The 23,125-nt window shown below is 71.7% G+C and carries 27 protein-coding genes and 1 other RNA gene; 20 read left to right on the forward strand and 8 right to left on the reverse strand.

The window, feature by feature from the left end; all coding sequences use genetic code 11:
- Positions 1–6: 6 nt before the first annotated feature.
- The 3 genes from AB3M81_RS02975 to phoA all read left to right on the forward strand — a co-directional run bounded on the left by AB3M81_RS02975 (position 7) and on the right by phoA (position 2,737).
- The gene (locus tag AB3M81_RS02975; RefSeq protein WP_412902411.1) at positions 7–642 is read left to right on the forward strand and encodes a hypothetical protein; all 636 of its coding nucleotides are present in this window, start codon (positions 7–9) and stop codon (positions 640–642) included.
- Position 643: 1 nt separating this feature from the next.
- Entirely contained in the window at positions 644–1,216 is a 573-nt protein-coding gene (locus AB3M81_RS02980) for a nucleoside triphosphate pyrophosphohydrolase (protein ID WP_412902412.1), read from the forward strand.
- A gap of 108 nt (positions 1,217–1,324) precedes the next feature.
- The gene (gene phoA / locus AB3M81_RS02985) at positions 1,325–2,737 is read left to right on the forward strand and encodes an alkaline phosphatase (protein ID WP_412902413.1); all 1,413 of its coding nucleotides are present in this window, start codon (positions 1,325–1,327) and stop codon (positions 2,735–2,737) included.
- 9 nt (positions 2,738–2,746) lie between these two features.
- Here the strand turns inward: phoA and AB3M81_RS02990 are convergent, their stop codons facing one another.
- Entirely contained in the window at positions 2,747–2,998 is a 252-nt protein-coding gene (locus tag AB3M81_RS02990) for a hypothetical protein (protein ID WP_412902414.1), read from the reverse strand.
- Positions 2,999–3,224: 226 nt separating this feature from the next.
- On the opposite strand from AB3M81_RS02990, the gene prfB reads away from it, so the two are divergent.
- The 4 genes from prfB to AB3M81_RS03010 all read left to right on the forward strand — a co-directional run bounded on the left by prfB (position 3,225) and on the right by AB3M81_RS03010 (position 6,572).
- Positions 3,225–4,337, forward strand: a complete 1,113-nt coding sequence (prfB, locus tag AB3M81_RS02995; RefSeq protein WP_412902415.1) for a peptide chain release factor 2 — start codon at positions 3,225–3,227, stop codon at positions 4,335–4,337.
- A gap of 7 nt (positions 4,338–4,344) precedes the next feature.
- Entirely contained in the window at positions 4,345–5,022 is a 678-nt protein-coding gene (cofE, locus tag AB3M81_RS03000) for a coenzyme F420-0:L-glutamate ligase (RefSeq protein WP_412902416.1), read from the forward strand.
- Positions 4,997–5,962 (forward strand): 2-phospho-L-lactate transferase, encoded by a 966-nt coding sequence (gene cofD / locus AB3M81_RS03005; RefSeq protein WP_412902417.1) that lies wholly within the window; start codon positions 4,997–4,999, stop codon positions 5,960–5,962. Before cofE ends, cofD begins: the two co-directional genes overlap by 26 nt.
- 205 nt (positions 5,963–6,167) lie before the next feature.
- Positions 6,168–6,572 (forward strand): hypothetical protein, encoded by a 405-nt coding sequence (locus AB3M81_RS03010; protein WP_412902418.1) that lies wholly within the window; start codon positions 6,168–6,170, stop codon positions 6,570–6,572.
- Between the two features lie 3 nt (positions 6,573–6,575).
- Here the strand turns inward: AB3M81_RS03010 and cofC are convergent, their stop codons facing one another.
- Genes cofC through cofG form a run of 3 tightly spaced genes read right to left on the reverse strand, consistent with a single transcriptional unit; the run spans position 6,576 to position 10,745 of the window.
- Positions 6,576–7,157, reverse strand: a complete 582-nt coding sequence (gene cofC / locus AB3M81_RS03015) for a 2-phospho-L-lactate guanylyltransferase (RefSeq protein WP_412902419.1) — start codon at positions 7,155–7,157, stop codon at positions 6,576–6,578.
- Positions 7,150–8,574, reverse strand: coding sequence for a flavin-containing monooxygenase (locus AB3M81_RS03020; protein WP_412902420.1), 1,425 nt, complete (start codon positions 8,572–8,574; stop codon positions 7,150–7,152). Before AB3M81_RS03020 ends, cofC begins: the two co-directional genes overlap by 8 nt.
- Positions 8,571–10,745, reverse strand: coding sequence for a 7,8-didemethyl-8-hydroxy-5-deazariboflavin synthase CofG (cofG, locus tag AB3M81_RS03025; RefSeq protein WP_412902421.1), 2,175 nt, complete (start codon positions 10,743–10,745; stop codon positions 8,571–8,573). The genes AB3M81_RS03020 and cofG overlap by 4 nt, the downstream gene beginning before the upstream one ends.
- Before the next feature lie 135 nt (positions 10,746–10,880).
- On the opposite strand from cofG, the gene ftsE reads away from it, so the two are divergent.
- From ftsE to AB3M81_RS03050, 5 genes are all read left to right on the forward strand, one after another.
- A complete protein-coding gene (ftsE, locus tag AB3M81_RS03030) occupies positions 10,881–11,570 on the forward strand; it encodes a cell division ATP-binding protein FtsE (RefSeq protein ID WP_412902422.1) in 690 nt (229 codons plus the stop codon).
- 5 nt (positions 11,571–11,575) lie between these two features.
- Positions 11,576–12,490 carry a permease-like cell division protein FtsX gene (ftsX, locus tag AB3M81_RS03035; RefSeq protein ID WP_412902423.1) on the forward strand — a complete coding sequence of 305 codons (915 nt, stop codon included), beginning with the start codon at positions 11,576–11,578 and terminating at the stop codon, positions 12,488–12,490.
- Between the two features lie 118 nt (positions 12,491–12,608).
- Positions 12,609–13,904 carry a peptidoglycan DD-metalloendopeptidase family protein gene (locus tag AB3M81_RS03040; RefSeq protein WP_412902424.1) on the forward strand — a complete coding sequence of 432 codons (1,296 nt, stop codon included), beginning with the start codon at positions 12,609–12,611 and terminating at the stop codon, positions 13,902–13,904.
- Positions 13,905–13,921: 17 nt separating this feature from the next.
- A complete protein-coding gene (gene smpB, locus AB3M81_RS03045; protein ID WP_412902425.1) occupies positions 13,922–14,395 on the forward strand; it encodes an SsrA-binding protein SmpB in 474 nt (157 codons plus the stop codon).
- On the forward strand, positions 14,392–15,264 hold the full coding sequence (locus AB3M81_RS03050; RefSeq protein WP_412902426.1) for an amidohydrolase family protein: 873 nt from the start codon (positions 14,392–14,394) through the stop codon (positions 15,262–15,264). The genes smpB and AB3M81_RS03050 overlap by 4 nt, the downstream gene beginning before the upstream one ends.
- A gap of 98 nt (positions 15,265–15,362) precedes the next feature.
- Here the strand turns inward: AB3M81_RS03050 and AB3M81_RS03055 are convergent, their stop codons facing one another.
- A complete protein-coding gene (locus AB3M81_RS03055) occupies positions 15,363–15,923 on the reverse strand; it encodes a YdeI/OmpD-associated family protein (RefSeq protein WP_412902427.1) in 561 nt (186 codons plus the stop codon).
- A gap of 83 nt (positions 15,924–16,006) precedes the next feature.
- Here AB3M81_RS03055 and ssrA point away from each other — a divergent pair.
- Together ssrA and AB3M81_RS03065 are read left to right on the forward strand one after the other, a co-directional pair.
- Positions 16,007–16,377, forward strand: a transfer-messenger RNA (tmRNA) gene (gene ssrA, locus AB3M81_RS03060).
- Positions 16,378–16,463: 86 nt separating this feature from the next.
- Positions 16,464–16,904, forward strand: coding sequence for a VOC family protein (locus tag AB3M81_RS03065; protein ID WP_412902428.1), 441 nt, complete (start codon positions 16,464–16,466; stop codon positions 16,902–16,904).
- Positions 16,905–16,907: 3 nt separating this feature from the next.
- Here AB3M81_RS03065 and AB3M81_RS03070 read toward each other — a convergent pair whose 3' ends face one another.
- Positions 16,908–17,993 carry an NADH:flavin oxidoreductase gene (locus tag AB3M81_RS03070; protein ID WP_412902429.1) on the reverse strand — a complete coding sequence of 362 codons (1,086 nt, stop codon included), beginning with the start codon at positions 17,991–17,993 and terminating at the stop codon, positions 16,908–16,910.
- Positions 17,994–18,056: 63 nt separating this feature from the next.
- Between AB3M81_RS03070 and AB3M81_RS03075 the strand changes: the two genes are divergently transcribed.
- Complete coding sequence (locus AB3M81_RS03075; RefSeq protein ID WP_412902430.1) at positions 18,057–18,458, forward strand: pyridoxamine 5'-phosphate oxidase family protein; 402 nt, start codon at positions 18,057–18,059, stop codon at positions 18,456–18,458.
- Entirely contained in the window at positions 18,458–19,252 is a 795-nt protein-coding gene (locus tag AB3M81_RS03080; RefSeq protein WP_412902431.1) for an MBL fold metallo-hydrolase, read from the forward strand. Before AB3M81_RS03075 ends, AB3M81_RS03080 begins: the two co-directional genes overlap by 1 nt.
- Before the next feature lie 134 nt (positions 19,253–19,386).
- Here the strand turns inward: AB3M81_RS03080 and AB3M81_RS03085 are convergent, their stop codons facing one another.
- Both AB3M81_RS03085 and AB3M81_RS03090 read right to left on the reverse strand, forming a co-directional pair.
- On the reverse strand, positions 19,387–19,590 hold the full coding sequence (locus AB3M81_RS03085) for a cold-shock protein (RefSeq protein WP_410184367.1): 204 nt from the start codon (positions 19,588–19,590) through the stop codon (positions 19,387–19,389).
- A 168-nt stretch (positions 19,591–19,758) separates the two neighbouring features.
- Entirely contained in the window at positions 19,759–20,724 is a 966-nt protein-coding gene (locus AB3M81_RS03090) for an NYN domain-containing protein (protein WP_412902432.1), read from the reverse strand.
- Positions 20,725–20,874: 150 nt separating this feature from the next.
- Here AB3M81_RS03090 and AB3M81_RS03095 point away from each other — a divergent pair, with 150 nt between their 5' ends.
- From AB3M81_RS03095 to AB3M81_RS03110, 4 genes are all read left to right on the forward strand, one after another.
- Positions 20,875–21,042, forward strand: coding sequence for a Flp family type IVb pilin (locus tag AB3M81_RS03095; RefSeq protein WP_412902433.1), 168 nt, complete (start codon positions 20,875–20,877; stop codon positions 21,040–21,042).
- Positions 21,043–21,231: 189 nt separating this feature from the next.
- Positions 21,232–21,414 carry a Flp family type IVb pilin gene (locus tag AB3M81_RS03100; RefSeq protein WP_412902434.1) on the forward strand — a complete coding sequence of 61 codons (183 nt, stop codon included), beginning with the start codon at positions 21,232–21,234 and terminating at the stop codon, positions 21,412–21,414.
- Between the two features lie 119 nt (positions 21,415–21,533).
- Positions 21,534–21,923 carry a TadE family protein gene (locus tag AB3M81_RS03105; protein ID WP_412902564.1) on the forward strand — a complete coding sequence of 130 codons (390 nt, stop codon included), beginning with the start codon at positions 21,534–21,536 and terminating at the stop codon, positions 21,921–21,923.
- Positions 21,914–23,116 carry a Tad domain-containing protein gene (locus tag AB3M81_RS03110; RefSeq protein WP_412902435.1) on the forward strand — a complete coding sequence of 401 codons (1,203 nt, stop codon included), beginning with the start codon at positions 21,914–21,916 and terminating at the stop codon, positions 23,114–23,116. Before AB3M81_RS03105 ends, AB3M81_RS03110 begins: the two co-directional genes overlap by 10 nt.
- Positions 23,117–23,125: the final 9 nt, after the last annotated feature.

Below are 23,125 nucleotides of genomic sequence, written 5' to 3' on the forward strand. Positions count from 1 at the left end.
GACGCCATGTCGAAGACCCGCCTTGTCGTCCTCGGGCTCGCGGCGCTCGCGCTGTCCGCCTGCGGACCGGTCCACCCCGGCGCCGCCGCGGTCGTGGACGGATCCCGGATCGCCATGTCCGACGTCGACGACGTCGCCGCCGTCTACTGCGCCGCCTCGCTGTCCGGTGGGACCGCCGAGGGCCAGAACCAGGCCGGCATCGACACGATCGGCCTGCGCCGCCAGGCCATCGCCGACCTGCTGGCTGGCGAGGTGGCCGACTCGATCGCGCAGGAGCGCGACTACGACATCACGGTGCCGAAGGTCAGCGGCCAGGACCGCGCCCAGCTCGAGGAGATGTTCGGCGACGACCTCGACGGCGCCCTCGCGCTGATCGAGCGCAACCAGCGCACCTCGGCGATCGTCGTGGAGATGGCGCGCGAGCAGAACCCCGACGTCACCGACGAGCAGCAGCTGCTGCAGGCGGGCCAGCAGCTGCTGGGCCAGGCCGTCAACGACCGCGACATCACCGTCGACCCGCGCTTCGGCCTCGACGAGACGCTGCAGCAGATCGGCGACACCGGCTCGCTCTCGGTCCCCGCGGTCTCGCTCGAGGGCACGGCGGTCGAGGACCGTCCCGAGGCCCTGCAGTGCACCGCCTGACGTGAGCCGGGAGTTCGACCGCCTCGTCGAGGTCATGCGCCGGCTGCGGGCCGAGTGCCCGTGGACGCGCGAGCAGACGCACGCCTCCCTGCGCCGCTACGTCATCGAGGAGGCCTACGAGACGGCCGAGGCGATCGACCTGGCCGACGCCGACCACCTGCGCGAGGAGCTGGGCGACCTGCTCATGCAGGTCGTCATCCACGCCGCGATCGCCGAGTCCGACGACGAGGGCTGGACGACCGACGACGTCGTGCGCGACATCGCCGACAAGCTCGTGCACCGCAACCCGCACGTCTTCGGCGACGTCACGGTCGCGTCGGCGGCCGAGGTCGACGCCAACTGGCAGCGCCTCAAGGCCGAGCGCAAGCAGCGCACGCATCCCGCCGAGGGCATCCCGGCCGACCTGCCGGCCCTCATGGCCGCGGACAAGGTGCTCGGCCGCGTCGACCGGCCCGTCGAGGGCGACGACCTCGGCGCCGAGCTGCTGCGCCTCGTCGAGCGCGCCCGCGCCCAGGGCCTCGACGCCGAGGCCGAGCTGCGGGCCGCGACCCGCCGCCACGCCGACGGCGACTGAACCCCTCCGGGATGTCCGGGGTCCCGCGCGCGTGACGTTCGGGTAACCGCCAGACGTCTGTCGCCGACGGTTCACCCCGGCGTCATCGGTGGGCGGTGGCCTGTGGCCATGACACGTATGCGCAACCGCACCCGCACGCTCGTCACCGTGGGCACGGCCGGGCTGCTCCTCGGGGGAGCAGTCGTCGGCTCGATCGCCTCGGGCGAGCGCGACCTGAGCCGCCACGGCGGCGCCGCCCGGCTCGCGGGCGACCAGACCAAGGCCGTCAAGAAGGCCATCGACGGCAGCCGGCCCGACAACGTCATCCTGATCGTGGGCGACGGCATGGGCGACTCCGAGATCACGAGCGCCCGCAACTACGTCCACGGCGCCGCAGGCCGGTTCCCGGGCATCGACGCCCTGCCGCTCACCGGCCAGTACACGACCTACTCGCTGACCAAGGACGGAAAGCCGGACTACGTGCCCGACTCGGCCGCCACCGGCTCGGCATGGGCGACGGGCACCAAGACCTACGACAACGCGGTCAGCGTCGACATCGAGGGCAAGCCGCAGCGCACGCTGCTGGAGTTGGCGAAGCGGGCCGGCTACAAGACCGGCAACGTCTCGACCGCCGAGCTGCAGGACGCGACGCCGGCCGTGCAGGTCGCGCACGTGACGGCGCGCAGCTGCTACGGCCCGGTGGCCACGACGAGGACGTGCCCGGCCAACGCCAAGGAGAACGGCGGCGCCGGCAGCATCACCGAGCAGCTGCTCGACACCCGGCCGGACGTGAGCCTGGGCGGCGGCGCCGCGACCTTCGCCGAGACCGCGACGGCGGGCCGCTGGAAGGGCCAGACGCTGCGTCGGCAGGCCGAAAGTCGTGGCTACCGCATCGTCGAGGACCTCGACGCGCTGTCCTCGGTGCGCTCGGCGGACCAGGACCGCCCGCTGCTCGGCCTGTTCGCGCCGGGCAACTTCCCCGTGCGCTGGACCGGTCCGGCCGCCACGCCCGACGGTGGTCGCAAGGCGCCCGTCGCGTGCGAGGAGAACCCGGCGCGGACCGCGTCGCTGCCGTCGCTCGCGGACATGACCGAGAAGTCGATCGAGCTGCTCGACCGCCGGAACCGCAAGGGCTTCTTCCTCCAGGTCGAGGGGGCCAGCATCGACAAGCGCAACCACTCATCGGACGCCTGCGGCCAGATCGGCGAGACGCTCGACCTCGACGAGGCCGTGAAGGTGGCGCTGGACTACGCGAAGAAGGACGGGAACACGACGGTCATCGTGACGGCGGACCACGCGCACACGAGCCAGATCGTCGAGGCCGGCTCGACGACGCCCGGCTCGACCGTCAACCTGCTGACGCGCGACGGCCAGCCGATGACGATCAACTACGCCACGAGCGCGAGCGCGGGCTCGCAGCAGCACACGGGCAGCCAGCTGCGGATCGCGGCGTACGGCCCGCGGGCGGCCAACGTGGTCGGCCTGACGGACCAGACGGACGTGTTCTTCACGATCCGCGACGCGCTGCGGCTGGGCCGCTGAGCGGTCGGCTCAGGCCGCGTCCCCGGCCAGGTCGGCCAGGGCGTGGTCCCACGCCGCGTCGTACTCGAGCTGCCGTGCCGGCAGGGGAGCAGGCACGAGCCGGGCGAGGACCACGGCGCCGGTGAGGGCCACCGCGACGGCGGCGAGCATCACCAGGGCAGCGGTGGTGGCCCCCCAGCCGGAGAGCTGGGGGGCCACGACCATCGCGAAGAACACCAGCAGTCCGGTCGCAGCATGACCGGCGATGTTGCCCACGTTCATACGAATCCGATCTCCCTCAAGTCGGCCCCCCGGTGGGACGATCATGCACCCCCGCGAGGACTTTGTGACACAGATCACCCAGATTCTGAAAGTATCTGTTTACTATCCGCGGCGCGGCCCGGAATCCCGGCGTTTTCCGACGGTGCCTCCGGTGTGCCGTCCGGACCCTTCCACGCCGGATCACCGCAGCGACGCCGGTCTTCGCCCGCAGCGGTAGTCTCGACGCGTGGCCAGCGTGGACTTCTCCGAACAGATCAAGCACCTCGGTGCGACGCTCACGTCGATCGAGAAGGTGCTCGACATCCCGGCGATGAAGGCCGAGATCGCGGACCTCCAGGAGCAGGTGGGCGCCCCCGACCTGTGGGACGACCAGGCCAACGCGCAGCGCGTCACGGGCCGCCTCTCCGTCCTGCAGGCCGAGATCGAGCGCGTCACGACGCTGCGCCAGCGACTCGACGACGTCGAGGTCCTCGTCGAGCTGGCCGCCGAGGAGGGCGACGCCGACTCCACCGCCGAGGCGGAGGCCGAGCTCGGCCGACTCGAGGCCGCGATCGACAGCCTCGAGGTGCGCACGCTGCTCTCGGGCGAGTACGACGAGCGCGAGGCCCTCGTCACGATCCGCTCCGGCGCCGGCGGCGTCGACGCCGCGGACTTCGCCGAGATGCTGCAGCGCATGTACATCCGCTGGGCCGAGCGCCACAAGTACCCGATCGAGATCTACGACACGAGCTACGCCGAGGAGGCGGGCCTGAAGTCGACGACGTTCGCGATCAAGGCGCCCTACGCTTACGGCACGCTCTCGGTCGAGGCCGGCACGCACCGCCTCGTGCGCATCAGCCCCTTCGACAACCAGGGCCGCCGCCAGACCTCGTTCGCCGCGGTCGAGGTCGTCCCGGTGCTGGAGGAGACCGACAACATCGAGATCCCCGAGGACGAGATCCGCGTCGACGTCTACCGCTCCAGCGGCCCCGGCGGCCAGAGCGTCAACACGACCGACTCGGCCGTGCGTCTGACCCACATCCCGACCGGCGTGGTCGTCAGCTGCCAGAACGAGAAGAGCCAGCTGCAGAACAAGGCCAGCGCCATGGTGATCCTCAAGGCGAAGCTGCTCGCGCTGAAGAAGGCCGAGGAGCGCGCCCAGCTCGACGAGCTGCGCGGCGACGTCGCCGCCAGCTGGGGCGACCAGATGCGCAACTACGTCCTCAACCCGTACCAGCTGGTCAAGGACCTGCGCACCGAGCACGAGACCGGCAACACGCAGTCCGTGCTCGACGGCGAGATCGACGAGTTCATCGAGGCCGGCATCCGCTGGCGCCGCAACCAGTCCACGGCCGCCTGACGCGCCGATGCTGACGGTCGTCGGTGTCGCCGGCCTGCCCGAGATCGGCACCGGCGACGACCTCGTGCCCCTCATCGCCGAGCGCGCCGACCTGGCCGACGGCGACATCGTCGTGGTGACGTCGAAGATCGTCAGCAAGGCCGAGGGCCGGCTCGTCGCCGCCGCGGACCGTGAGGCCGCGATCGAGGCCGAGACGGTGCGCATCGTCGCCGAGCGCGGTCCCGTCCGGATCGTCGAGAACCGCCTCGGCATCGTGGCGGCGGCCGCCGGCGTGGACGCCAGCAACGTGCCCGAGGGCCACGTCCTGCTGCTGCCCGAGGACCCCGACGCCTCCGCCCGCCGTCTCGCCGAGGGCCTGCGCCGGGACGCGCGCGTCGGCGTCCTCGTCTCGGACACGCTGGGCCGCGCCTGGCGGCTCGGCCAGACGGACGTCGCGATCGGCGCCGCCGGCGTGCGGCTGTTCGAGCGCCCTGACCGTGACGCCGACGGCCGCCCGCTCGCGGTGACCATGCCGTGCGTCGCCGACGAGCTGTGCGCCGCCGCCGAGCTGGTCAAGCCCAAGGACGGCCACGTGCCCGTCGCGGTCGTGCGCGGTCGCGCCGACCTCGTCGGCGACCTCGGCCTGCCGGGTGCCCGCTCCATCGTCCGGCCCGCGGCCGATGACCTCTTCCGGGCGGGCGGCTGACATGCGGGTGACGGTGCTGGCCGGGGGCGTCGGCGGGGCGCGGTTCGTGCGCGGGCTGCGCGAGGCGTTGTCCGGGGACGACGAGATCACGCTCGTCGTGAACACGGGCGACGACCTGTGGCTCTCGGGCGTGCGGCTGCAGCCCGACATCGACTCGATCCTCTACGCGCTGGCGGGCGTCAACGACACCGAGCGCGGCTGGGGCCGCGCTGGCGAGACCGAGCGCGTCAGCGCCGAGCTGCGCGAGTGGGGCTCCGGCTGGCCATGGTTCACGCTCGGCGACCTCGACCTCGGCACCCACCTGGCCCGGACCGGCTGGCTGCGCGACGGGCTCACGTACACGCAGATCGCGGAGCGGCTGGCCGCGCGCTGGCCGATCGGCGTGCGCCTGCTGCCCATGACGGACGCCGAGGTCGACACGCACGTCGTGGTCGAGGACGGCTCGCGGCTGCACTTCCAGGAGTGGTGGACCCGGCACCGCGCCGCCCTCCGCGCCGTCGAGTTCCAGAACGAGGGCATCCAGGACGCCGGGCCCGCGCCGGGTGTCGTCGAGGCGATCGAGGGCGCCGACGTGGTGCTGATCGCGCCGTCGAACCCCGTCGTCTCGATCGGGCCGATCCTCGCCGTGCCGGGGATCCGGGAGGCGCTGGCCAACGCGCGCCGGGTCGTGGGGGTCTCGCCGATCATCGGCGGCCGCGTGGTGCGCGGCATGGCCGACGCGTGCCTGTCGGCGATCGGCGTCGAGACCGCCGCGGACGCCGTCGCGCGCCACTACGGCCGGCGCGCCGACGGGGGAGTGCTCGACACCTGGATGCTCGCCGAGGAGGACGCCACGCTCGCGGCCGGCCTGCGCGACGAGGGCTGGGACGTCCGCGTCGAGCCACTCTGGATGAGCGACCTCGAGCGCTCCGCCGCCCTCGCCCGCGCCGCCCTGGCCTGACCGCCCCGCGTTCCCCGCTCCGACCTCGCCGGGGATCCGAGGCCCTCGCGTGCCGCACACCCCGGTGATCGAGTGCCGGCGAGCGCAGCGAGACGGTGTATCGAGATCACGCCTGAGGGCGGTGGTTTCGATACGCCGCTCCTTCGTCGCGTGCTGCTCAACCACCCGGGGGCTCGCGCGACCACCGGGTGGCTACGGTGGCGGCATGCGCGCGCTCCTGGGGGTCCTGCTGTCGCTCACGCTGCTGTCCGCCTGCGCGGACGAGCCGTCCGACTCGGATCCGGCACCGGAGCGCTCGACCTACACCGGCGGCCCCGAGGACACGCTGCCGTTGCTGGGCGCGTGGGTCTCGAAGGAGCCGTGGCCGTCGACCGGCCGGCGCGTGGTGCTGACGCTGTCGGACGACAACACGTACGCGGCCACCGACGAGTGCGCCGAGCTGCTGGGACGCTGGCAGCTGCGCGGCGGCCGGGTCGAGCTCGCGCCCAACGACGACGGCGTCGCGTGCGAGGACGACGGCGGCGAGCCGATCGAGCTGCCGACCGAGTACGTGGTCGAGGGCGACACGCTGGTCTCCGAGGGCGACGGCCTCGACTTCACCCAGCGCTGAGGCTCAGCGCCCCAGCACGGCGGTCGTGCGCGGGCCGAGCGGGCCGTCGAGGTGCTCGGGCCGGTCCACGTCGCGGCGCAGCGTCGACGACTCGGGGACGGCGAGCGGCACGAAGCCCGCGGCCAGGTGACGCGCCCACGACCCCGGTCCGAACGCCGCCGGCAGGTCGCCCTCGAGCGACGTGACCAGCGTGGTGCCGAGCCCTTCCGCGTCGGGCACGGCGCCCAGCCGCACCGCGCCGGCCAGCCGCAGCGCCTCGGCCAGGTCCGCGGGGTCCAGTCCCGGCACATCGCCGAGCAGCACGGCGCGTCCCTCGGTGGCGGCGTGACGCAGTCCGTCCTGCACGGCGGCGGCGATGCCGCGCGGCGCCGCCTCGGGAACCACCTCGACCCCCGCGACGTCGACGAGGCCGGGATCGGCCGTCACGACGACCACGCGCGCGACCGCGGCGGCGGCCTCGATCGTGTCCAGCGCGACGGCACGGGCCAGGGCGACGCGATCGACGCCCTCGACCGTCAGCCGCGTCTTGCCCACCTCGGGCGGCTTGACCGGGATCACGACGGTCCAGTCGCGGGGCTCAGGCACCGGCGGACTCCACGAGACCGAACGGGGCCGGGTCGAAGTGGCCGAAGCGGTCGCGGAACTCCTGCGCCTTGCCCGGCCACAGCAGCACCTGGCGGCCGGACCGCTCGTCGACGTACCAGTTGTGGCAGCCGGAGGTCCACACGCCGCTGCGCTGCTGGATCTCGTCGACGTAGGCCTGCTCGGCCTGCGCGGAGACCTCGAGCGGGCCGCGCGTGGTCCACGGCAGCGCGGAGGCCACGTAGTCGGCCTGGGCCTCGATCATCAGCACGGCGGAGTTGTGCGCGAGCGTGGCGTTGGGCCCGTCGAGCACGAAGAGGTTGGGGAAGCCGTGCACGGCGGTGGACGCGAACGCGCGCATGCCGTCGCGCCAGTGCTGGGCCAGGATCAGGCCGTCGCGCCCGGTGATGCGCGAGGCGAACGGCTGGCGCGTCGTGTGGAACCCGGTGGCGGCGACGACGACGTCGATCTCGTGGCGCGAGCCGTCCGCAGCGACGACGGCACCCGGCTCGTAGGCCGTGAGCGCGGCGGGGACGAGCCGGACGTGCGGCATCCGCAGGGCGTCGTAGTAGTCGTCGCTGAACAGCACGCGCTTGCAGCCGAACTCGTGGTCGGGGGTGAGCGCCGCGCGCAGGACCGGATCGGGGACGCGCTCGGCCAGGTGGGCGAGCGCCCGCTCACGGGCGGCGCCGCGGCCGGCGCCGGCGCGCTGGTCGAAGACCTCCTCGGTCTCGCGCATGAGCGAGTCGCGCAGGTCGTCGAGCCGCTCGGGCTGCTGCTCGAACAGGGCGATCTCGGCGTCGGCGTAGGCGCGGTCGCCCTTGGGCATGATGAACGGCGCACTGCGCTGCAGCACGACGACGGAGTCGGCGCGGCGGGCGAGCTCGGGCACGACCTGGACGCCGGAGGCCCCCGTGCCCACGACCGCGACGCGGGCACCGTCGATCGCGACGTCGTCGCGCCACCGCGCGGTGTGCACGACCGGTCCGTCGAACGAGCCGGGGACGTCGGGCAGGCGCGGCTCGGTGAGCCGGCCCGCGGCCATCACGAGGACCTCGGCCCGCAGCGCCCCGCGGGACGTGGTGATCTGCCAACCCGAGCCGTCCCAGCGCGCGTCCTCGAGCTCGGTGGACAGCATGATCCGGTCGGCCACGGGAGCCGCGGCGTCTTGGAGGTACTCGAGGATCTCGGCGCCGGGCGCGAACACGCGGCTGAAGCCGGGGTGCGCGATGTCGGAGTAGCCGTACAGGTGCGCGGGCACGTCGCACGCGACGCCGGGGTAGCGGTTGTCGTGCCACGTGCCGCCGATGCCGGGGCGGCGCTCCAGCACGACGAAGGACTCGGCCGCGGCGGCCAGCCGCCGGGCCATCGCGACGCCGGCGAAGCCCGCGCCGACCACGGCGACCCGCACGGCCGTCACCCGGGCACCCCGTACGTGGTGGTGCGCAGGCGCAGCTGCCGGCCCAGGGCCTTCGCGATCCGCTCGGCGACGGGGACGGTGAGCTCGTGGCCGAACTCGACGCCCGCCTCGGGCAGGACCCGGCCGTCGTAGAGGGTGCCGCCGAGGTCGTCGGCACCCGAGCGGAGCACCATCGTGGCGCCCTCGACGCCGAGTCGCGTCCAGGCGGCCTGCACGTGGCCGATCGAGCCGTGCAGCATGAGCCGTGCGACGGCGTGGACGGCGCGGTGCTGGTCGTCGGTGTGGCTGCCGCCCGGGAACGCCATCGGCACGAGCTCGGTGAAGCCACCCGTGTCGGCCTGGATCTGCAGGAGCTTGCGCAGGTGGGCGACGACCTGGCCGGGCGTCTCGCCGTGGCCGTAGAACAGGACCGACGTGGACCGCAGGCCGAGACCGTGGGCGGCGCGCAGCGCCTCCTCCCACCGGGCGACCGGCAGGTCGGCGGGGAAGTGGCGGGCCCGGTGGTCCTCGTCGAAGACCTTGACGCCCGTGCCGGGGACGGTGTCGACGCCGGCCGCGACGAGCGCGGCGTACTGCTCGCGCAGGGTGCGGCCCGTGCGGTGCGCCCCGTCGACGACGTCGGCGGGACGGAACGCGTGCAGGTGCAGGTCGGGCGCGGCCCCGCGCACGGCGCGGGCGACCTGCTCGTAGACGTCGTCGGGCGCGTCGGCCGGGGCGGTGCCCTGGATGCACAGCTCGGTCGCGCCGAGGTCGACCGCGTCGCGCGCCACCTCGGCGACGAGCGTGGGATCGGTGACCCGGTCCGAGCCCAGGTTGCGGTTCTGCACGAGCGAGACCGTGGAGCCGACGACGGAGCGGCGCAGCTCGTCGGCGAGCCCGGCCAGCCGGTCGAGGTCGCGCCCGGTCGAGCCCAGCAGCCGCACGTACTCGTCGTCCGTGAGCCCCGCCGGGTCGTCCTCGAGGCGCGGGGAGTGACGCCTGCGGGGCGTCCCGGCCGAGGCCATCCCGGGAACGTCATCTCCCGCGGCCAGTCCGGCGTCGTCGGCCAGCGCGAGGACGGCGTCGTGCAGCCCCGGGTCGATCCACTCGTCGCGGTCGCGGATGTAGTGCGGGTGCACGGTGAGGCGCTCGCGCAGCGTGTAGCCGGCGGCGCGGGTGGCCTCGGCGAGCTGGTCGACCTGGGGCCACGGCCGCTCGGGGTTGACGTGGTCGGCCGTGAGCGGGCTGACGCCGCCCCAGTCGTCGATGCCGGCGGCCACGAGGCGGCCGAGCTCGGCCGGGTCGGACAGGTTGGGCGGGGCCTGGATGCGCGCGTCGGGGCCCAGCACGATGCGCGCCGTGGCGACGGCGGCGATGAAAGCGTCGGCCTCGGCGTCGTCGGACGCCTGCATCGCGGTGGCGGGCTTGGCGCGGAAGTTCTGCACGATCACCTCCTGCACGCTGCCGTGCCGCTGCGACAGGTCGCGCAGGGCGAGGATCGTGTCGAAGCGCTCCTCGACGGTCTCGCCGATGCCCACGAGCAGGCCGGTCGTGAACGGGATGCGCAGCCGCCCGGCGTCCTCGAGCACCTGCAGCCGCAGCGCGGGGTCCTTGTCGGGCGAGCCGAAGTGGGCCTCGCCGGGCTCGGTGAACAGCCGCCGGCTGGTGGTCTCGAGCATCATGCCCATCGACGGCGCGGTGGGCCGCAGGCGCTGCAGCTCGTCGAACGTCATGACGCCGGGGTTGAGGTGCGCGAGCAGTCCGGTCTCGGCGGTGATGCGACGGGCGAGGTGGCCGACGTAGTCCAGCGTCGAGGCGAAGCCGTGCGCGTCGAGCCACTCGCGGGCGACGTCCCACCGGTCCTCGGGCCGGTCGCCGAGCGTCAGCAGCGCCTCCTTGCAGCCCAGCGCGGCGCCCTGATGCGCGGTGGCCAGCACCTGCTCCTCGGACAGGTAGGGCGCGATGCCCTTGCGCTCGAGCTTGCCGGGGGTGTCGACGAAGACGCAGTAGTGGCAGCGATCGCGGCACAGCGTGGTGACGGGGACGAACACCTTGCGCGACCACGTGATGACGCCCGGGCGGCCCGCGCGGGCCAGTCCCTCATCGCGGATCCGGCCGGCCTCGCGCACGAGCGCGTCGAGGTCGTCGCCACGCGCGAGCAGCATCGAGGCGTCGCGCAGGTCGGGCCGCATGTCGTTCACCATAGTCCGCGCTCATGACGCCGCGACCGGGCGCGGGGGAGGGGCCGCGGCGATGAGGCGGGCCTCACGGGAAACGGGTCCCGGTGCTTCCGGGAATCCTCAGGTCACGCACCTACACTCGATCGGGTGATTCGCTTCGACAAGGTCACCAAGACCTATCCCGGACAGAAGCGCGCTGCGCTCGACCGGCTCGACCTGGAGATCACGAAGGGCGAGTTCGTGTTCCTGGTCGGCGCCTCGGGATCGGGCAAGTCGACCTTCCTGCGCCTCATCCTGCGCGAGACCCGCCCCACCTCGGGCCACGTCTTCGTCGCGGGCAAGGAGATCAACAAGCTGTCCAGCTGGAAGGTGCCCAAGCTGCGCCGCCAGCTCGGCACGGTCTTCCAGGACTTCCGCCTGCTGCCGAACAAGACCGTCTTCGAGAACGTCGCGTACGCGCTCGAGGTCATCGGCAAGCCGCGCGACGAGATCAAGCGACTCGTGCCCGAGACCCTGGACCTGGTCGGCCTCGACGGCAAGGGCCACCGCCGCCCCGACGAGCTGTCCGGCGGCGAGCAGCAGCGCGTCGCGATCGCGCGTGCCTACGTCAACCGGCCGATGATCCTCATCGCGGACGAGCCGACCGGCAACCTCGACCCGAGCACCAGCGTGGGCATCATGAAGCTGCTCGACCGCATCAACCGCGAGGACACGACCGTCCTCATGGCGACCCACGACTCCTCGATCGTCGACCAGATGCGCAAGCGCGTCATCGAGCTCGACGAGGGCCGCGTCGTGCGCGACGAGGCCCGCGGCATCTACGGCTACCAGAACTGAGACCCATGCGAGCGATCCTCACCGAACTGCGTGCCAGCCTGACCCGCAACACCTCCATGACGATCTCGTTGGTCGTCACGATGAGCGTGTCGCTGCTGCTCGCGTCCCTGGGCCTGCTGATCCAGTCGCAGGCCGAGCGCACCGAGCAGTACTTCGGCGACCGGCTGCAGCTGCAGGTCAACCTGTGCACCAAGAACTCCCCGGCGGCGACGTGCGTCGGCGGCGCCGCCACCGACGAGCAGAAGGCAGCCGTCCGCACGGCCCTGGAGGACAACCCCGAGGTCAAGGGCGTCGACGTCCGCAGCCCCGAGGAGAACTTCGCCCAGGCGCGTGAGCTGCTCGGCCAGACCGACACGGGCCGCAAGCAGCTCGAGACGCTCGGCGTCGACTCGTTCCCCGAGTCGTACTTCGTGACGCTCAAGGACCCGCAGCAGTTCGACGGCGTCGTGAGCGAGGTCTCGGGCATGGACGGCGTCGGCAACGTGAACTCGCTGCGCGACCTGCTCGGGCCGCTGTTCGAGATGCTCGACAAGATGCAGTGGGCGGCGCTCGTCACGGCCGGCCTGCTGATCATCGCGGCGATCCTGCAGGTCTCCAACACGATCCGCATGACGGCGTTCGCGCGCCGCCGCGAGATCGGCATCATGCGCCTCGTCGGCGCCTCCAGCTGGCACATCCAGGCCCCGTTCGTGCTGGAGTCGCTCGTCGCGGCGCTGGTCTCGGCGGCGCTCGCGGCGGCGGGGCTGGCGGCGTTCATGCACTTCGTCGTCTACGGCTACCTGCGCGACACGCTCGGCCGGATCACCACGTGGGTCCGCTGGGAGGACGCGTTCGTCGTCATGGGCATGACGACCGTCCTGGCGCTGCTGCTGGCGCTCGTGCCGACGTTCGTCATGACGCGCAAGTACCTCGACGTCTGAGCCGGCCGACACGCGCGGCCTCGACGCGGAAGCGGCGAAACCCTCAACCTCTGCCGTAGAGTCACAGGGTCACACCGCACGATTCCGTCCCGACGGACACTTCCCCGGATTCGAGGCCATGACGAGATTGCGCAAGCCGCTGCTCGCGATCGCCCTCAGCGTCATGCTGTTGGCGGGACTGAGCGCGCCCACGTTCGGTGACGAGAAGGACGACGTCAAGCGCGAGCAGCGCGAGAACAAGAAGAAGCTCGACGCCGCCCGGGACGAGGTCCAGGAGTCCACGAAGGCCGCCCGCGACGCGAAGGCCGCGCTCGACCGCGCCGAGTCGCGGCTCGCGGACGCCCAGACCAAGCTCGGCCGCACGCGCGGCCGGCTCGCCGTGGCGCAGGCGGAGGACGCGCGCCTGCGTGCCGCGTTGCAGAGGGCCGAGGCCGAGCTGGCCGCCGCGGAGGCCAAGCTGGAGAAGGCCGAGCGCGAGCTGAAGTCCTCGCGCGGCGCCGTCGAGTCGTTCGCCGTCGAGTCCGTCATGGCCGGCGACACGGGGCTCAAGGCGTTCGGCGACCTGCTGCGCGGCGCCGACCCGGCGCAGTTCTCCGAGCAGATGAGCGTCAGCACCTCGATCGGCGACGCCCAGATCGCGGTCATGCAGGAGCTGGCCGCGTCCGAGGTCATGCTCGAGATCGAGCGCGACAAGGTCGAGGACCTGCGCGACGAGGTCGCGGCACAGAAGCAGAAGGCCGAGGCGATCGTCGTCCAGATGCAGGCGCTGACCGCCCAGGCCGAGCAGCAGGCCGCCTCGGTGGCGCAGCTCGTCACGGCGCGCACGGGCGCGAAGCGGACCGCCGACAAGGCGCTCGCCGAGGACCAGAGGCTGCTGGCGCAGTGGGAGGCCGAGCGCGTCGCCCTCGAGAACCAGATGGCCGAGATCGTCCGCAAGGAGCTCGAGGCCGCCCGCAAGAAGCGCAAGAAGAAGGGCGGCGGCGGTGGCGGCGGTGGCGGCGGCACGACCGGTGACTCCGGCGGCGCCCTGAGCTGGCCGGTCAACGGGCCCATCACCTCGCCGTACGGCATGCGACGTCACCCGATCACCGGCGTGTACAAGCTGCACGACGGCACCGACTTCGGTGTCGGCTGCGGCACCCCGATCCGCGCGGCCGCGGGCGGCACGATCGTGTCCCAGTACTACAACGGCGCGTACGGCAACCGCGTGATCCTCAACAACGGGGTCAAGCGCGGCGTCAGCGTCATCACGACCTACAACCACCTCTCGCGGTACGCCGTGAGCACGGGTGCGCGGGTCAAGCGCGGCCAAGTCATCGGGTACGTCGGATCGACGGGCTACTCGACCGGGTGCCACCTGCACTTCATGGTTCTGGCCAACGGGCGCACCACGCAGCCGATGAACTGGCTCTGACCTGTCAGAATGGTCGAATGGCCAAGGAGACCGGTCGCAAGCTGATCGCCCAGAACAAGAAGGCGCGGCACGACTACCACATCGAGGACACGTTCGAGGCCGGTCTCGTGCTGACCGGAACCGAGGTCAAGTCGCTGCGCCAGGGGCGCGCCTCGCTCGTCGACGGCTTCGGTGAGATCGACCGCGGCGAGGCGTGGCTGCTGCAGGTGCACATCCCGCAGTACGACAACGGCACGTGGACCAACCACGAGACGCGCCGGCGCCGCAAGCTGCTGCTGAACCGGCACGAGATCGAGAAGATCGAGCACCGCACCCAGTCCAAGGGCCTCACGATCATCCCGCTGAGCCTGTACTTCAAGGACGGCCGCGCCAAGGTCGAGATCGCCCTCGCCCGCGGCAAGAAGGCCTACGACAAGCGCCACGCGATCGCCGAGCGTCAGGCGTCCCGCGACGCCGAGCGCGAGGTCGGCCGCCGGCTCAAGGGCATATGACCTGGCAGGACGCCGAGCTCGGGGCGTACCTCGAGCGACTCGGCGTGCCCGGCATCGTGGACGTGCACGTGCACTTCATGGCGCCTCAGGTGCTGGCGAAGGTGTGGGCGTACTTCGACGCGGCCGGGCCGAAGCTGGGCCGGCCGTGGCCGATCCACTACCGCACGAGCGACGAGGAGCGCGTCGAGACGCTGCGCGCCCTGGGCGTGCGCCGCTTCACGGCGCTGTCCTACGCGCACAAGCCGGGCATCGCGGAGTTCATGAACGACTGGCTGGCCGGGTTCGCCGAGCGCGTGCCCGACTCGGTCCGGTCGGCGACGTTCTTCCCCGAGCCGGAGGCGGCGCAGTACGTCCCGAAGGCGATCGCCGACGGTGTGCGCGTGTTCAAGGCGCACCTGCAGGTCGGCGAGTTCGCCGCCGACGACCCGCTGCTGGACCCGGTGTGGGCCGCGTGCCAGGAGTCGCAGGTGCCGATCGTGCTGCACGCCGGCTCGGGCCCGATGCCCGGTCCCCACACCGGCCCGCAGGGCGTCGCGCACGTCATGGAGCGCTTCCCCGAGCTGCCCCTCGTCATCGCGCACCTGGGCATGCCCGAGATCGACGCGTTCTGCGACCTCGCCGAGCGGTACCCGGCGATGCGGCTGGACACGACGATGACGTTCGTGGACTTCTTCGCCGAGCCGCCGCCGGTCGACCCGCAGCGGCTGCTGCGCCTGCAGGACCGGATCGTCTTCGGGTCGGACTTCCCGAACATCCCGTACCCGTACGCGCACCAGGTCGAGGCGCTCGACCGCCTCGGCCTCGGCGACGACTGGATGCGCGCCGTCCTGTGGCACAACGGCGCCGCCCTGTTCGACGTCACGCCCTGACCGCCCGCCCTGACCGCGAGTGGCGCAGATCTGCCCGCCACTCGCCGAGTGGCGGGCACTTCTGCGCCACTCGCGACCCCGGTTTGCGCCACTCGGCGTCAGCCCGAGAGCTTCGCGACGACGCGCGCCACGACCCGGGCGCGCCCGGCCTCGGTCAGCGCCTTGTAGACCGGCAGCATCAGGGCGTACTGCTCCGACCGGCTGAGCCGGCCGAACGCCTCGGCCGCTCGCGGAACGGCGGCCAGCGCCTGAGCGAGGTCCTCGGGCACCGTGGCCTGCGACTGGCTCGGGTACGCCGCGGCCCAGCGCCCGTCCGCGCGTGCCGCCTCGACCTCGGCCATGCCGCCCGGCCGCATCCGGCCGGCGGCGATGAGCGCCTCGACCTTCGCCACGTTGACCTGCGACCACGGGCTGCGCGGACGCCGCGGCGAGAACCGCTGCAGCCGCGAGACCTCGTCGAGCGACCGGCCCATGCTGTCGATCCATCCGTGGCACAGGGCGCACTCGAGCGCGTCGCCGAACTCGACCAGCGCGATGCCGGCGCTCTTGCGCCGCACGCGCAGCCACGCCTCGGCCGTGTCGGCATGGTGCTCGGTCAGCCACGCGTCCCAGGCGTCGACGTCGGCGAGCTCCAGCACGTCCAGATCCCCGACCCTCACGAGCCCACGCTAGATCGATTCCCGGTCGCGGGGAACAAACCCGACCCGGGCCCGGTTAGAATGAGTGCATTGACAATTCCAGAGGGGCTGATCGGTTTCGACTGTGGTCGTTCGATCCAAGAGAAGCGGGTAGAGAAGGCAACGTCATCTCTCAAACGTTCGTTGCAAACCCATAAGTGCCGATTCCAAGCGCACTGACTTCGCCCTCGCTGCCTGACAGCGACCTGCGAAGGGTGGACCCGGGAGCGTCCTCGTCCCGGATCGTCCATCTCATCTAGAGGACTTGCTGGTCTGACCGTGTAGCGAGGTCAGATCGGGACTTCTCCGCTACTGAGCCTGTCGGTGACGCGTTCGTCCGAGCACCGGGGCCGAGAAAAGCGCCAGACGGACTGCACCCGGAGAAGTCTTGGTTCAGCGTCATAGGACCCGGGTTCGATTCCCGGCAGCTCCACCAGCCCTCATGGACAGAGCCGCCCCGCACCAGCGGGGCGGCTCTGGTCGTACCTGGGCACGTGCGCGTCCTCGGAGGACGATGGCGTCATGGGACACGTCACCGCCTTCGACCACGTCGGGATCACGGTCTCGGACCTGGAGCGCGCCACGGACTTCTTCGTCCGGATCGGGCTCGAGGTCGACCAGCGGACCGACGTCGCGGGAGAGTTCATCGACACCGTCACCGGGATCGCCGGCGCGCACACCACGATCGTGGGCCTGCGGGCGCCGGGCGGCGGCACGTGGGTCGAGCTCTCCAGCTTCCACCGGCCCGACCACGAGCCGGGCTCGCCGGACGCCATGGCCAACGAGCTGGGGCTGCGCAGCGTCGCGTTCCAGGTCGACGACCTGGCCGCGGTCGTCGCCGAGCTCGCCGAGGCCGGGTACGGGCTCGTCGGCGGGATCGGCGAGTACGAGGACGTCTGGCGGATGGCCTACGTCCGTGGCCCCGACGGCATCACCGTCGCGCTGGCCCAGCGGCTGGGCTGAGGCTCAGGCGACGAAGTCGTCCCAGTTGTCGGCCAGGTAGTCGATGAACACCGGGCCGACGTGCTCGGCCTCGAGCCGGGCGCGGGGGAACGGCTGCGGCTCGCTCACGAAGTCGTGCGCGTCCGCGACGCGGCGCGGGAAGTCGTGGTGGATGATCGCGGCCGTGCCGACGGTGACGAAGTCGGCGCCCTGCTCGAGGCACCACGCCGCGTCCTGCGCCGACAGGATCTTGCCGGCGACGCCCAGCCGCGTGCCGTGCCGCGGCAGGTCCATGAAGCGCTCGATCAGCAGGCCGTCGAGCGACGTGTCGCGCGGCGCCTTCGCGACGTCCCACATCGACAGGTCGACGTAGTCGGCGTCGCCGGACGCGAGCAGCTGCGACACGAGCGTCGTGGCGTCGTCGATCGAGACGCCGTAGCCCTCGGGCGAGACGCGCACGCCCACCTGGAAGTCGGCTCCGGTCGCAGCGCGGATGCCGCGGGTGACCTCGCGCAGCGCCCGGCTGCGGTTCTCGGCCGAGCCGCCGAACTCGTCCGTGCGGTGGTTCTTGCGCGCGTCGAGGAACTGGCACAGCACGTAGCCGTGCGCGCCGTGGACCTCGACCCCGTCGAACCCGGCACGCTCGGCGCGGACCGCCGCCCGGACGAAGTCGTCGATGACGCGGTGGACGTCGGCCGTCGAGAGCTCCTCGACCCCACGCGTCGCGTCGGCCCAGGGCGCGACGGTCGGCCGTCCCGTGACCTCGGCGTCGGCGCGCATGCCACCGTGGTGCAGCTGGATCGACGAGACCGCGCCGGCGTCGCGGATGCCGTCCGCCAGGCGGCGCAGCCCGTCGTCGTGGCGGTCGTCGCTGATGCCCAGCTGGCCGGCCCAGGCCTGGCCCTCGGGCGAGACGTACGCGGCGCACGTCATGACGAGGCCGAAGCCGCCGCGGGCGCGGGCGACGAGCCAGGCGTACTCGTCGTCCGAGAGCGTCCCGTCGGCGTGGCTCTGCTTGTTCGTCAGCGGAGCGAGCGTCCAGCGGTTCGGCCACTGCGGGCCGTGCGCCAGGTCGAGCGGGCAGGACAGGGCGGCGGGGGAGTGCGACACGCCCGCCACTCTACGAGCGGCCCCCAGCGGTCGCGTCAGGGCCGCGTCGCCGATGATGGGCGCATGACCGACGTCTGGCTCCCCGAGGGCGACTTCCTCACCGATCGCCACCTCGCGACGCTGTCCACGATGGGCCCGAGCGGACGGATCCACGTCGTCGCCGTCGGGTTCACGGTGTTCGAGGGCATCGTGCGGATCACGACGATGGACGGCAGCCAGAAGGTCCGCAACGTCGAGCGCGACCCGCGTGCCACCGTGGCGCAGGTGGCCGGCCCGCAGTGGGTCAGCATCGCCGGCACCGCCGAGATCCTGCGTGACCGCGAGTCCGTCGCGCTGGCCGAGCGGCTCTACGCCGAGCGCTACCGCCAGCCGAAGGAGAACCCGCGCCGCGTCGTCATCGCGATCACGCCCGAGAAGGTCATGTGCTCGCCGGGGCTGCGGGGGCAGGCGCCCGCGCACGACTGATGGACGTCCTGCTGCTGGGCACCGGCGCCGCCGACGGGTGGCCGTCGCCGTTCTGCCGGTGCGAGTCGTGTGTGACGATGCGCGAGCGCGGCGAGCTGCGCACGCCCACGAGCGTCCTGGTCGACGGGCGGATCTGGATCGATCCCGGACCCGAGGCCGCACGCCAGGCGCTGCGGGCCGGCGCCGACCTCGTGGACGTCGACACCGTGCTGGTCTCGCACGCGCACAGCGATCACCTCGATCCGGCGTTCCTGCTGCACCGCAGCTGGGTGAGCGACCGGCCGCTGACGGTCCTCGGTCCCGCGCCGGCGATCGAGCGCTGCCGCGACTGGCTCGCCCCGGGTCAGACGGCGGTCGCGCTCGTCGAGGTCACGGCGGGGGACCGGCTCACGACGCCGTCGCACGACGTGACGGTGGTCAGGGCGGCGCACGAGGCCCTCGGCGAGGCGGTGCTCTACCGCGTCGACGGCATCGGGTCGCTGCTCTACGCGTGCGACACGGGGCCGTGGGCGCAGGGAGCCTTGGAGCAGATCGGTCGCGAGCGCCTCGACCTCGTGCTGCTGGAGCAGACGTTCGGCGCGCGGTCCGACCTCGCGGGGGAGCGACACTTGGACCTGGGCGGGTTCGGAGCCTCGGTCGCGGCACTGCGTGCGACGGGCGCGGTCGACGAGGCGACGCGGGTCGTCGCCGTGCACCTCAGTCACCACAACGCACCCGATGTCGAGGAGCAGCTTGCGACGCTCGGAGCCGAGGCCGGCCGCGACGGCCAGCGCCTCCGCGCGCGAGATGTGTAGCGGTCGCCACCCGAGATCGCCCTGACGGGCCGGATCCGGGTGGACTGCGCTACACATCCGGTCCGGGGCACCCGGAAAAGGCGAAAGCCCCCGCCGAAGCGGGGGCTTTCGAGGAGTTCTCGTGTTGCGAGAGCTCAGATCGCGCGGATCTTGGCGGCCTGCAGGCCCTTCTGGCCCTGCGTGACCTCGAACTCGACCTTCTGGTTGTCCTCGAGCGAACGGTAGCCCGAGCCCTGGATCTCGCTGAAGTGCGCGAACAGGTCCTCGCCGCCGTCGTCGGGGGCGATGAAGCCGAAGCCCTTCTCAGCGTTGAACCACTTCACAGTTCCGGTAGCCATGTTGTCTCCTTGGGAGTTGTGCGCACTCGTGAATCGCGTGCGGCTGGAAATGTCACGCGTCACTTCAACCAAAGAGAGAACCGATAAGCCCGAGGGCTCGACCATCAATCTGCTGAGTCATGCCATGCAACGACTCCCACCTTACGGGGTGGGGCCACGGAAGGCGAATCAGTGCCCCGTCCGCAGGCGCACCTTGCGGCTCTGGCCCTCCTCGTCGACCTCGACCGCGTGGTTGCGGGACCGGAGGAAGTCCGTGAACGACTTGTAGCCCAGCTCCTTCTCGTTGAACGAGGAGTCCATGCGCTTCATCTGGTTCTTGACCGTGCCGGAGTGCACCCACTCGTCGTCGGTGTCCTTCTCGCCGAGCAGGCGCATCGCGCGCAGCAGCAGGCGGGTGGCCTGGCGGGCGAGGGCGCGCTCGTCGTCGTGCTCGTCGTCGGGGTCGGGGACGGCGGCGACGAAGACGGGCTTGAGGGCGGGCTTCGGGTCCGGGTCGGCCTCGGGCTCGGGAGCGGCCTTGGCCTTCTTCGCGGGCTTGCGCGTGGTCTTCTTCGCCGGCGGGGGCGAGGCGGCCTCGACCTCGTCGCCGGTCTGGGCCAGGCCCGGCAGGTTGTCGTAGGTGAGCAGCTCGTCGCACGCGGCGGCGAGGGAGCGGCTGGTGGCGCCGGCGACGCCGACGGCCACGACGTAGCGGCCCATGCGCTTGAGCCGCTGGGCGAGCGGGATGTAGTCGGAGTCGCCGGCGGCCAGCACGACGGTGCCGACCTGCGGCATGCGCGCCATGTCCTCGAGGGCGTCGACGGCCAGGCGGATGTCGGCGCCGTTCTTGGAGCCGGAGGCGGGGAACAGCTGGACGAGGTCGATCGCGCGGTCGACGAGCTGCTTCTTGTAGCGGACGTTGAAGGGCATGGACCAGTCCGCGTAGGCGCGGGTCAGTGCGAGGCGGCCGAAGGAGGAGGCGTAGTCGAGGATCGCGTGGACGTCGATCTCGGCGGCCTTGAGCCGGGCCTCGTCGAACCCGGCGTCGCGGTCCTTCCAGAAGGACTGCTTGCCGTGCACCTGGTCGTACCGGGAGATGACGATGTTGTCGAAGTCGAGGTAGACGGCCACGGCGGAATCGCTCGAGTTGGTCATGGGGCCAGTCTGCCGGTCCTCGCGGACAGCGTCAGGAGCAGGCGCGGATCTGGCCGATCCGCCCACCAATTCCGGTCAGATGCCCTACTTTGAACTCGCGAGTCACCAGAGACCCTTCCGTCCCACGGTGACATCAGTCGAGGAGCCGTCATGACGTGGTGGAGGACGTGGGCGCAGGCCCGCCGGATGGAGCGTGGCACGAGCGCCACGGAGTACGCCCTGCTCATCAGCGGAGTGGCGATCGGGATCGTCGTCCTGGTCGTGATGTTCGGCGATTCGCTCGCGACGAACTGGCTCGGCTTCGCGAACGTCCTCTGATGTTCCGAGTCCTGTAGCGGTCAGATATCTTTCGTCACATGTGACTCACTAGTTCCTTGGGACCATTTTCTCTCTTCTGTGTCATTTTTCACAGATTCCCCTCGCTCACCAGGGGACCCACGGCTTAGCGTTTTCACATCGGGACTTCGCAGTATGCGAGCTCGCCACCACACCTTGAGGAGAAAACCCATGCTGCAGATCTTCAGCTTCCTGTCCGCCTTCGTCGCCGACCGCGAGGAGAAGGGCGCCACGGCCACCGAGTACGCGCTCATCATCGCCGGCATCGCCGTCGCGATCGTCGCGGCCATCGGCGTCTTCGGCGACGCGCTCACCGGCTTCTGGGAGGGCCTGGGCGGCGAGCTCGGCCTCTGATCCGAGCGGTTCGCACGAACCACCGGGGTGTGCCGCGTCGCCGGGATGCGACGCGGCACACCCGCCCCGGGGCGACGACGCCCCACCACCACGACGTCCTTTGAGGGAGGGAAGACGTGATGCTGCACCTCACGACCTGGACACGACGCCCGCGCGATCGACGCGAGCGTGGTGCCGCGGCCGTGGAGTTCGCACTCATCGTCCCGATCCTCATGACGGTGATCATCGGCATCGTCGAGTTCGGGATGGCGTTCAACTTCCGCACCCAGCTCAACAACGCCACGAGCGTCGCCGCCCGCAGCTACGCGATCGACCGCAACTGGAACGTCGCCCGGGCCAACGTCACCGGCCTGGCGCCCACCGCGACCGTCACCAAGTCCGTGGACTGCACCGCGAGCAACGTCGGCGCCTCGGTCACGATCACCTCGACGGTGACGCGCGCGTCGATCACGGGCCTGTTCGGCAACAGCTTCACGTACCGCGTGAGAGGAGTGGCGCAATGCAGCTGAAGTCCCGTCGCCCGCGCCCCGAGCGCCGCCTCGGCCTGCGCCGCCGGGAGCGCGGTGCGACCGTCGTCCTCGTCGCGGTCTCGATGGTCGCCCTGCTGGGCATGGCCGCCGTCTCGGTGGACTTCGCCGTCGCGTCGGACCAGAAGGCCAGCGTCCAGAACGCCGCCGACACCGCCGCGCTCGCCCTGGGCAACGAGTGCTCCCTGAAGAAGTCGGGCTGCAGCACGAGCACCAGCACCTGGTACGCCCAGCAGAACGCCGGCGCCTCCGCCACGGTCCAGACGCTGAAGGACGGCGTCGCGAAGAACCCGTCCTACGACGACGGCAAGGCCACCGTCCGCGTCTCGAAGAACGTCTCGCACACCTTCGCGCGGGTCCTGGGCGACTCGAGCAGCACCGTCCGCGCCGAGGCCACGGTCAACTGGAAGTCCGTGCCGCTCAAGGGCGCCGGGCTGATCCCCATCGGCCTGCCGTACTGCGACTGGCTGGGCGCCCAGCCGTCCGCCGGCGGCCCCGGCGCGATGAAGTCGTTCCTGTGGGCGCGCCACTCCGCGACCGAGACCAGCTGCCCGGGCACGGGCGCCACGGCGCCCACGGTCTACGGCCGCAAGGGATCGGGCACCGGGTACACGAGCTTCGGCCGCGCCATGTGGTTCACCAGCTCGGTCTTCCCCGGCATCACGAACAACTGCAACTACTCGGCGAGCCTGTGGGACCTCTACCGCGACGTGCTCGACGACTGGACGCTCTTCGGCTGGGACTCGTGCATGACGCAGAAGCTCTCCGGCGTCGGCCCCGGCTCGATCGTGATGTTCCCGATCTACGCCCTGGAGAAGAAGAGCATCTTCTGGGGCGCGGTGTCGTACACGAGCCGCCTCGTCGTGATCGGCTTCGCGCCGTTCAAGATCGACAAGTGGCTGACGTACCCCAGCATCTACTTCGGCACGCAGCCCAGCGCGAGCTCGATCGGGACCTCGAACAGCTGCTCGTTCGGCTTCTACATCCAGTCCGGCCTGGGCAACATCACGTGGGGCGGCACCTGCGCCGGCGTCCGTGGCCAGTTCGTCCGGTCCACCGAGGGCGCCCTGTTCAACAACTTCACCGAGTACGGCACGAGCTACGACAACCCCGACTCCGGTCTGAGCGGCAACGCCCCCGACCTGGGCCTGACCCGCGTGAAGCTCGTCCGCTGACGCACCCCT

This window comes from Aeromicrobium jepli (assembly GCF_047246605.1).
In the GTDB taxonomy this organism is placed as follows: Bacteria; Actinomycetota; Actinomycetes; order Propionibacteriales; family Nocardioidaceae; genus Aeromicrobium.

Bases quoted from the DNA above. Each gene is read 5' to 3' on its own strand.
- AB3M81_RS02975 (WP_412902411.1), top strand. From the start codon at position 7: ATGTCGAAGACCCGCCTTGTCGTCCTCGGGCTCGCGGCGCTCGCGCTG.
- phoA (WP_412902413.1), top strand. From the start codon at position 1,325: ATGACACGTATGCGCAACCGCACCCGCACGCTCGTCACCGTGGGCACG.
- AB3M81_RS02990 (WP_412902414.1), bottom strand. From the start codon at position 2,998: ATGAACGTGGGCAACATCGCCGGTCATGCTGCGACCGGACTGCTGGTG.
- cofE (WP_412902416.1), top strand. From the start codon at position 4,345: ATGCTGACGGTCGTCGGTGTCGCCGGCCTGCCCGAGATCGGCACCGGC.
- cofD (WP_412902417.1), top strand. From the start codon at position 4,997: ATGACCTCTTCCGGGCGGGCGGCTGACATGCGGGTGACGGTGCTGGCC.
- AB3M81_RS03010 (WP_412902418.1), top strand. From the start codon at position 6,168: ATGCGCGCGCTCCTGGGGGTCCTGCTGTCGCTCACGCTGCTGTCCGCC.
- cofG (WP_412902421.1), bottom strand. From the start codon at position 10,745: ATGCGGCCCGACCTGCGCGACGCCTCGATGCTGCTCGCGCGTGGCGAC.
- ftsX (WP_412902423.1), top strand. From the start codon at position 11,576: ATGCGAGCGATCCTCACCGAACTGCGTGCCAGCCTGACCCGCAACACC.
- AB3M81_RS03040 (WP_412902424.1), top strand. From the start codon at position 12,609: ATGACGAGATTGCGCAAGCCGCTGCTCGCGATCGCCCTCAGCGTCATG.
- smpB (WP_412902425.1), top strand. From the start codon at position 13,922: ATGGCCAAGGAGACCGGTCGCAAGCTGATCGCCCAGAACAAGAAGGCG.
- AB3M81_RS03050 (WP_412902426.1), top strand. From the start codon at position 14,392: ATGACCTGGCAGGACGCCGAGCTCGGGGCGTACCTCGAGCGACTCGGC.
- AB3M81_RS03065 (WP_412902428.1), top strand. From the start codon at position 16,464: ATGGGACACGTCACCGCCTTCGACCACGTCGGGATCACGGTCTCGGAC.
- AB3M81_RS03075 (WP_412902430.1), top strand. From the start codon at position 18,057: ATGACCGACGTCTGGCTCCCCGAGGGCGACTTCCTCACCGATCGCCAC.
- AB3M81_RS03080 (WP_412902431.1), top strand. From the start codon at position 18,458: ATGGACGTCCTGCTGCTGGGCACCGGCGCCGCCGACGGGTGGCCGTCG.
- AB3M81_RS03085 (WP_410184367.1), bottom strand. From the start codon at position 19,590: ATGGCTACCGGAACTGTGAAGTGGTTCAACGCTGAGAAGGGCTTCGGC.
- AB3M81_RS03090 (WP_412902432.1), bottom strand. From the start codon at position 20,724: ATGACCAACTCGAGCGATTCCGCCGTGGCCGTCTACCTCGACTTCGAC.
- AB3M81_RS03095 (WP_412902433.1), top strand. From the start codon at position 20,875: ATGACGTGGTGGAGGACGTGGGCGCAGGCCCGCCGGATGGAGCGTGGC.
- AB3M81_RS03100 (WP_412902434.1), top strand. From the start codon at position 21,232: ATGCTGCAGATCTTCAGCTTCCTGTCCGCCTTCGTCGCCGACCGCGAG.
- AB3M81_RS03105 (WP_412902564.1), top strand. From the start codon at position 21,534: ATGCTGCACCTCACGACCTGGACACGACGCCCGCGCGATCGACGCGAG.
- AB3M81_RS03110 (WP_412902435.1), top strand. From the start codon at position 21,914: ATGCAGCTGAAGTCCCGTCGCCCGCGCCCCGAGCGCCGCCTCGGCCTG.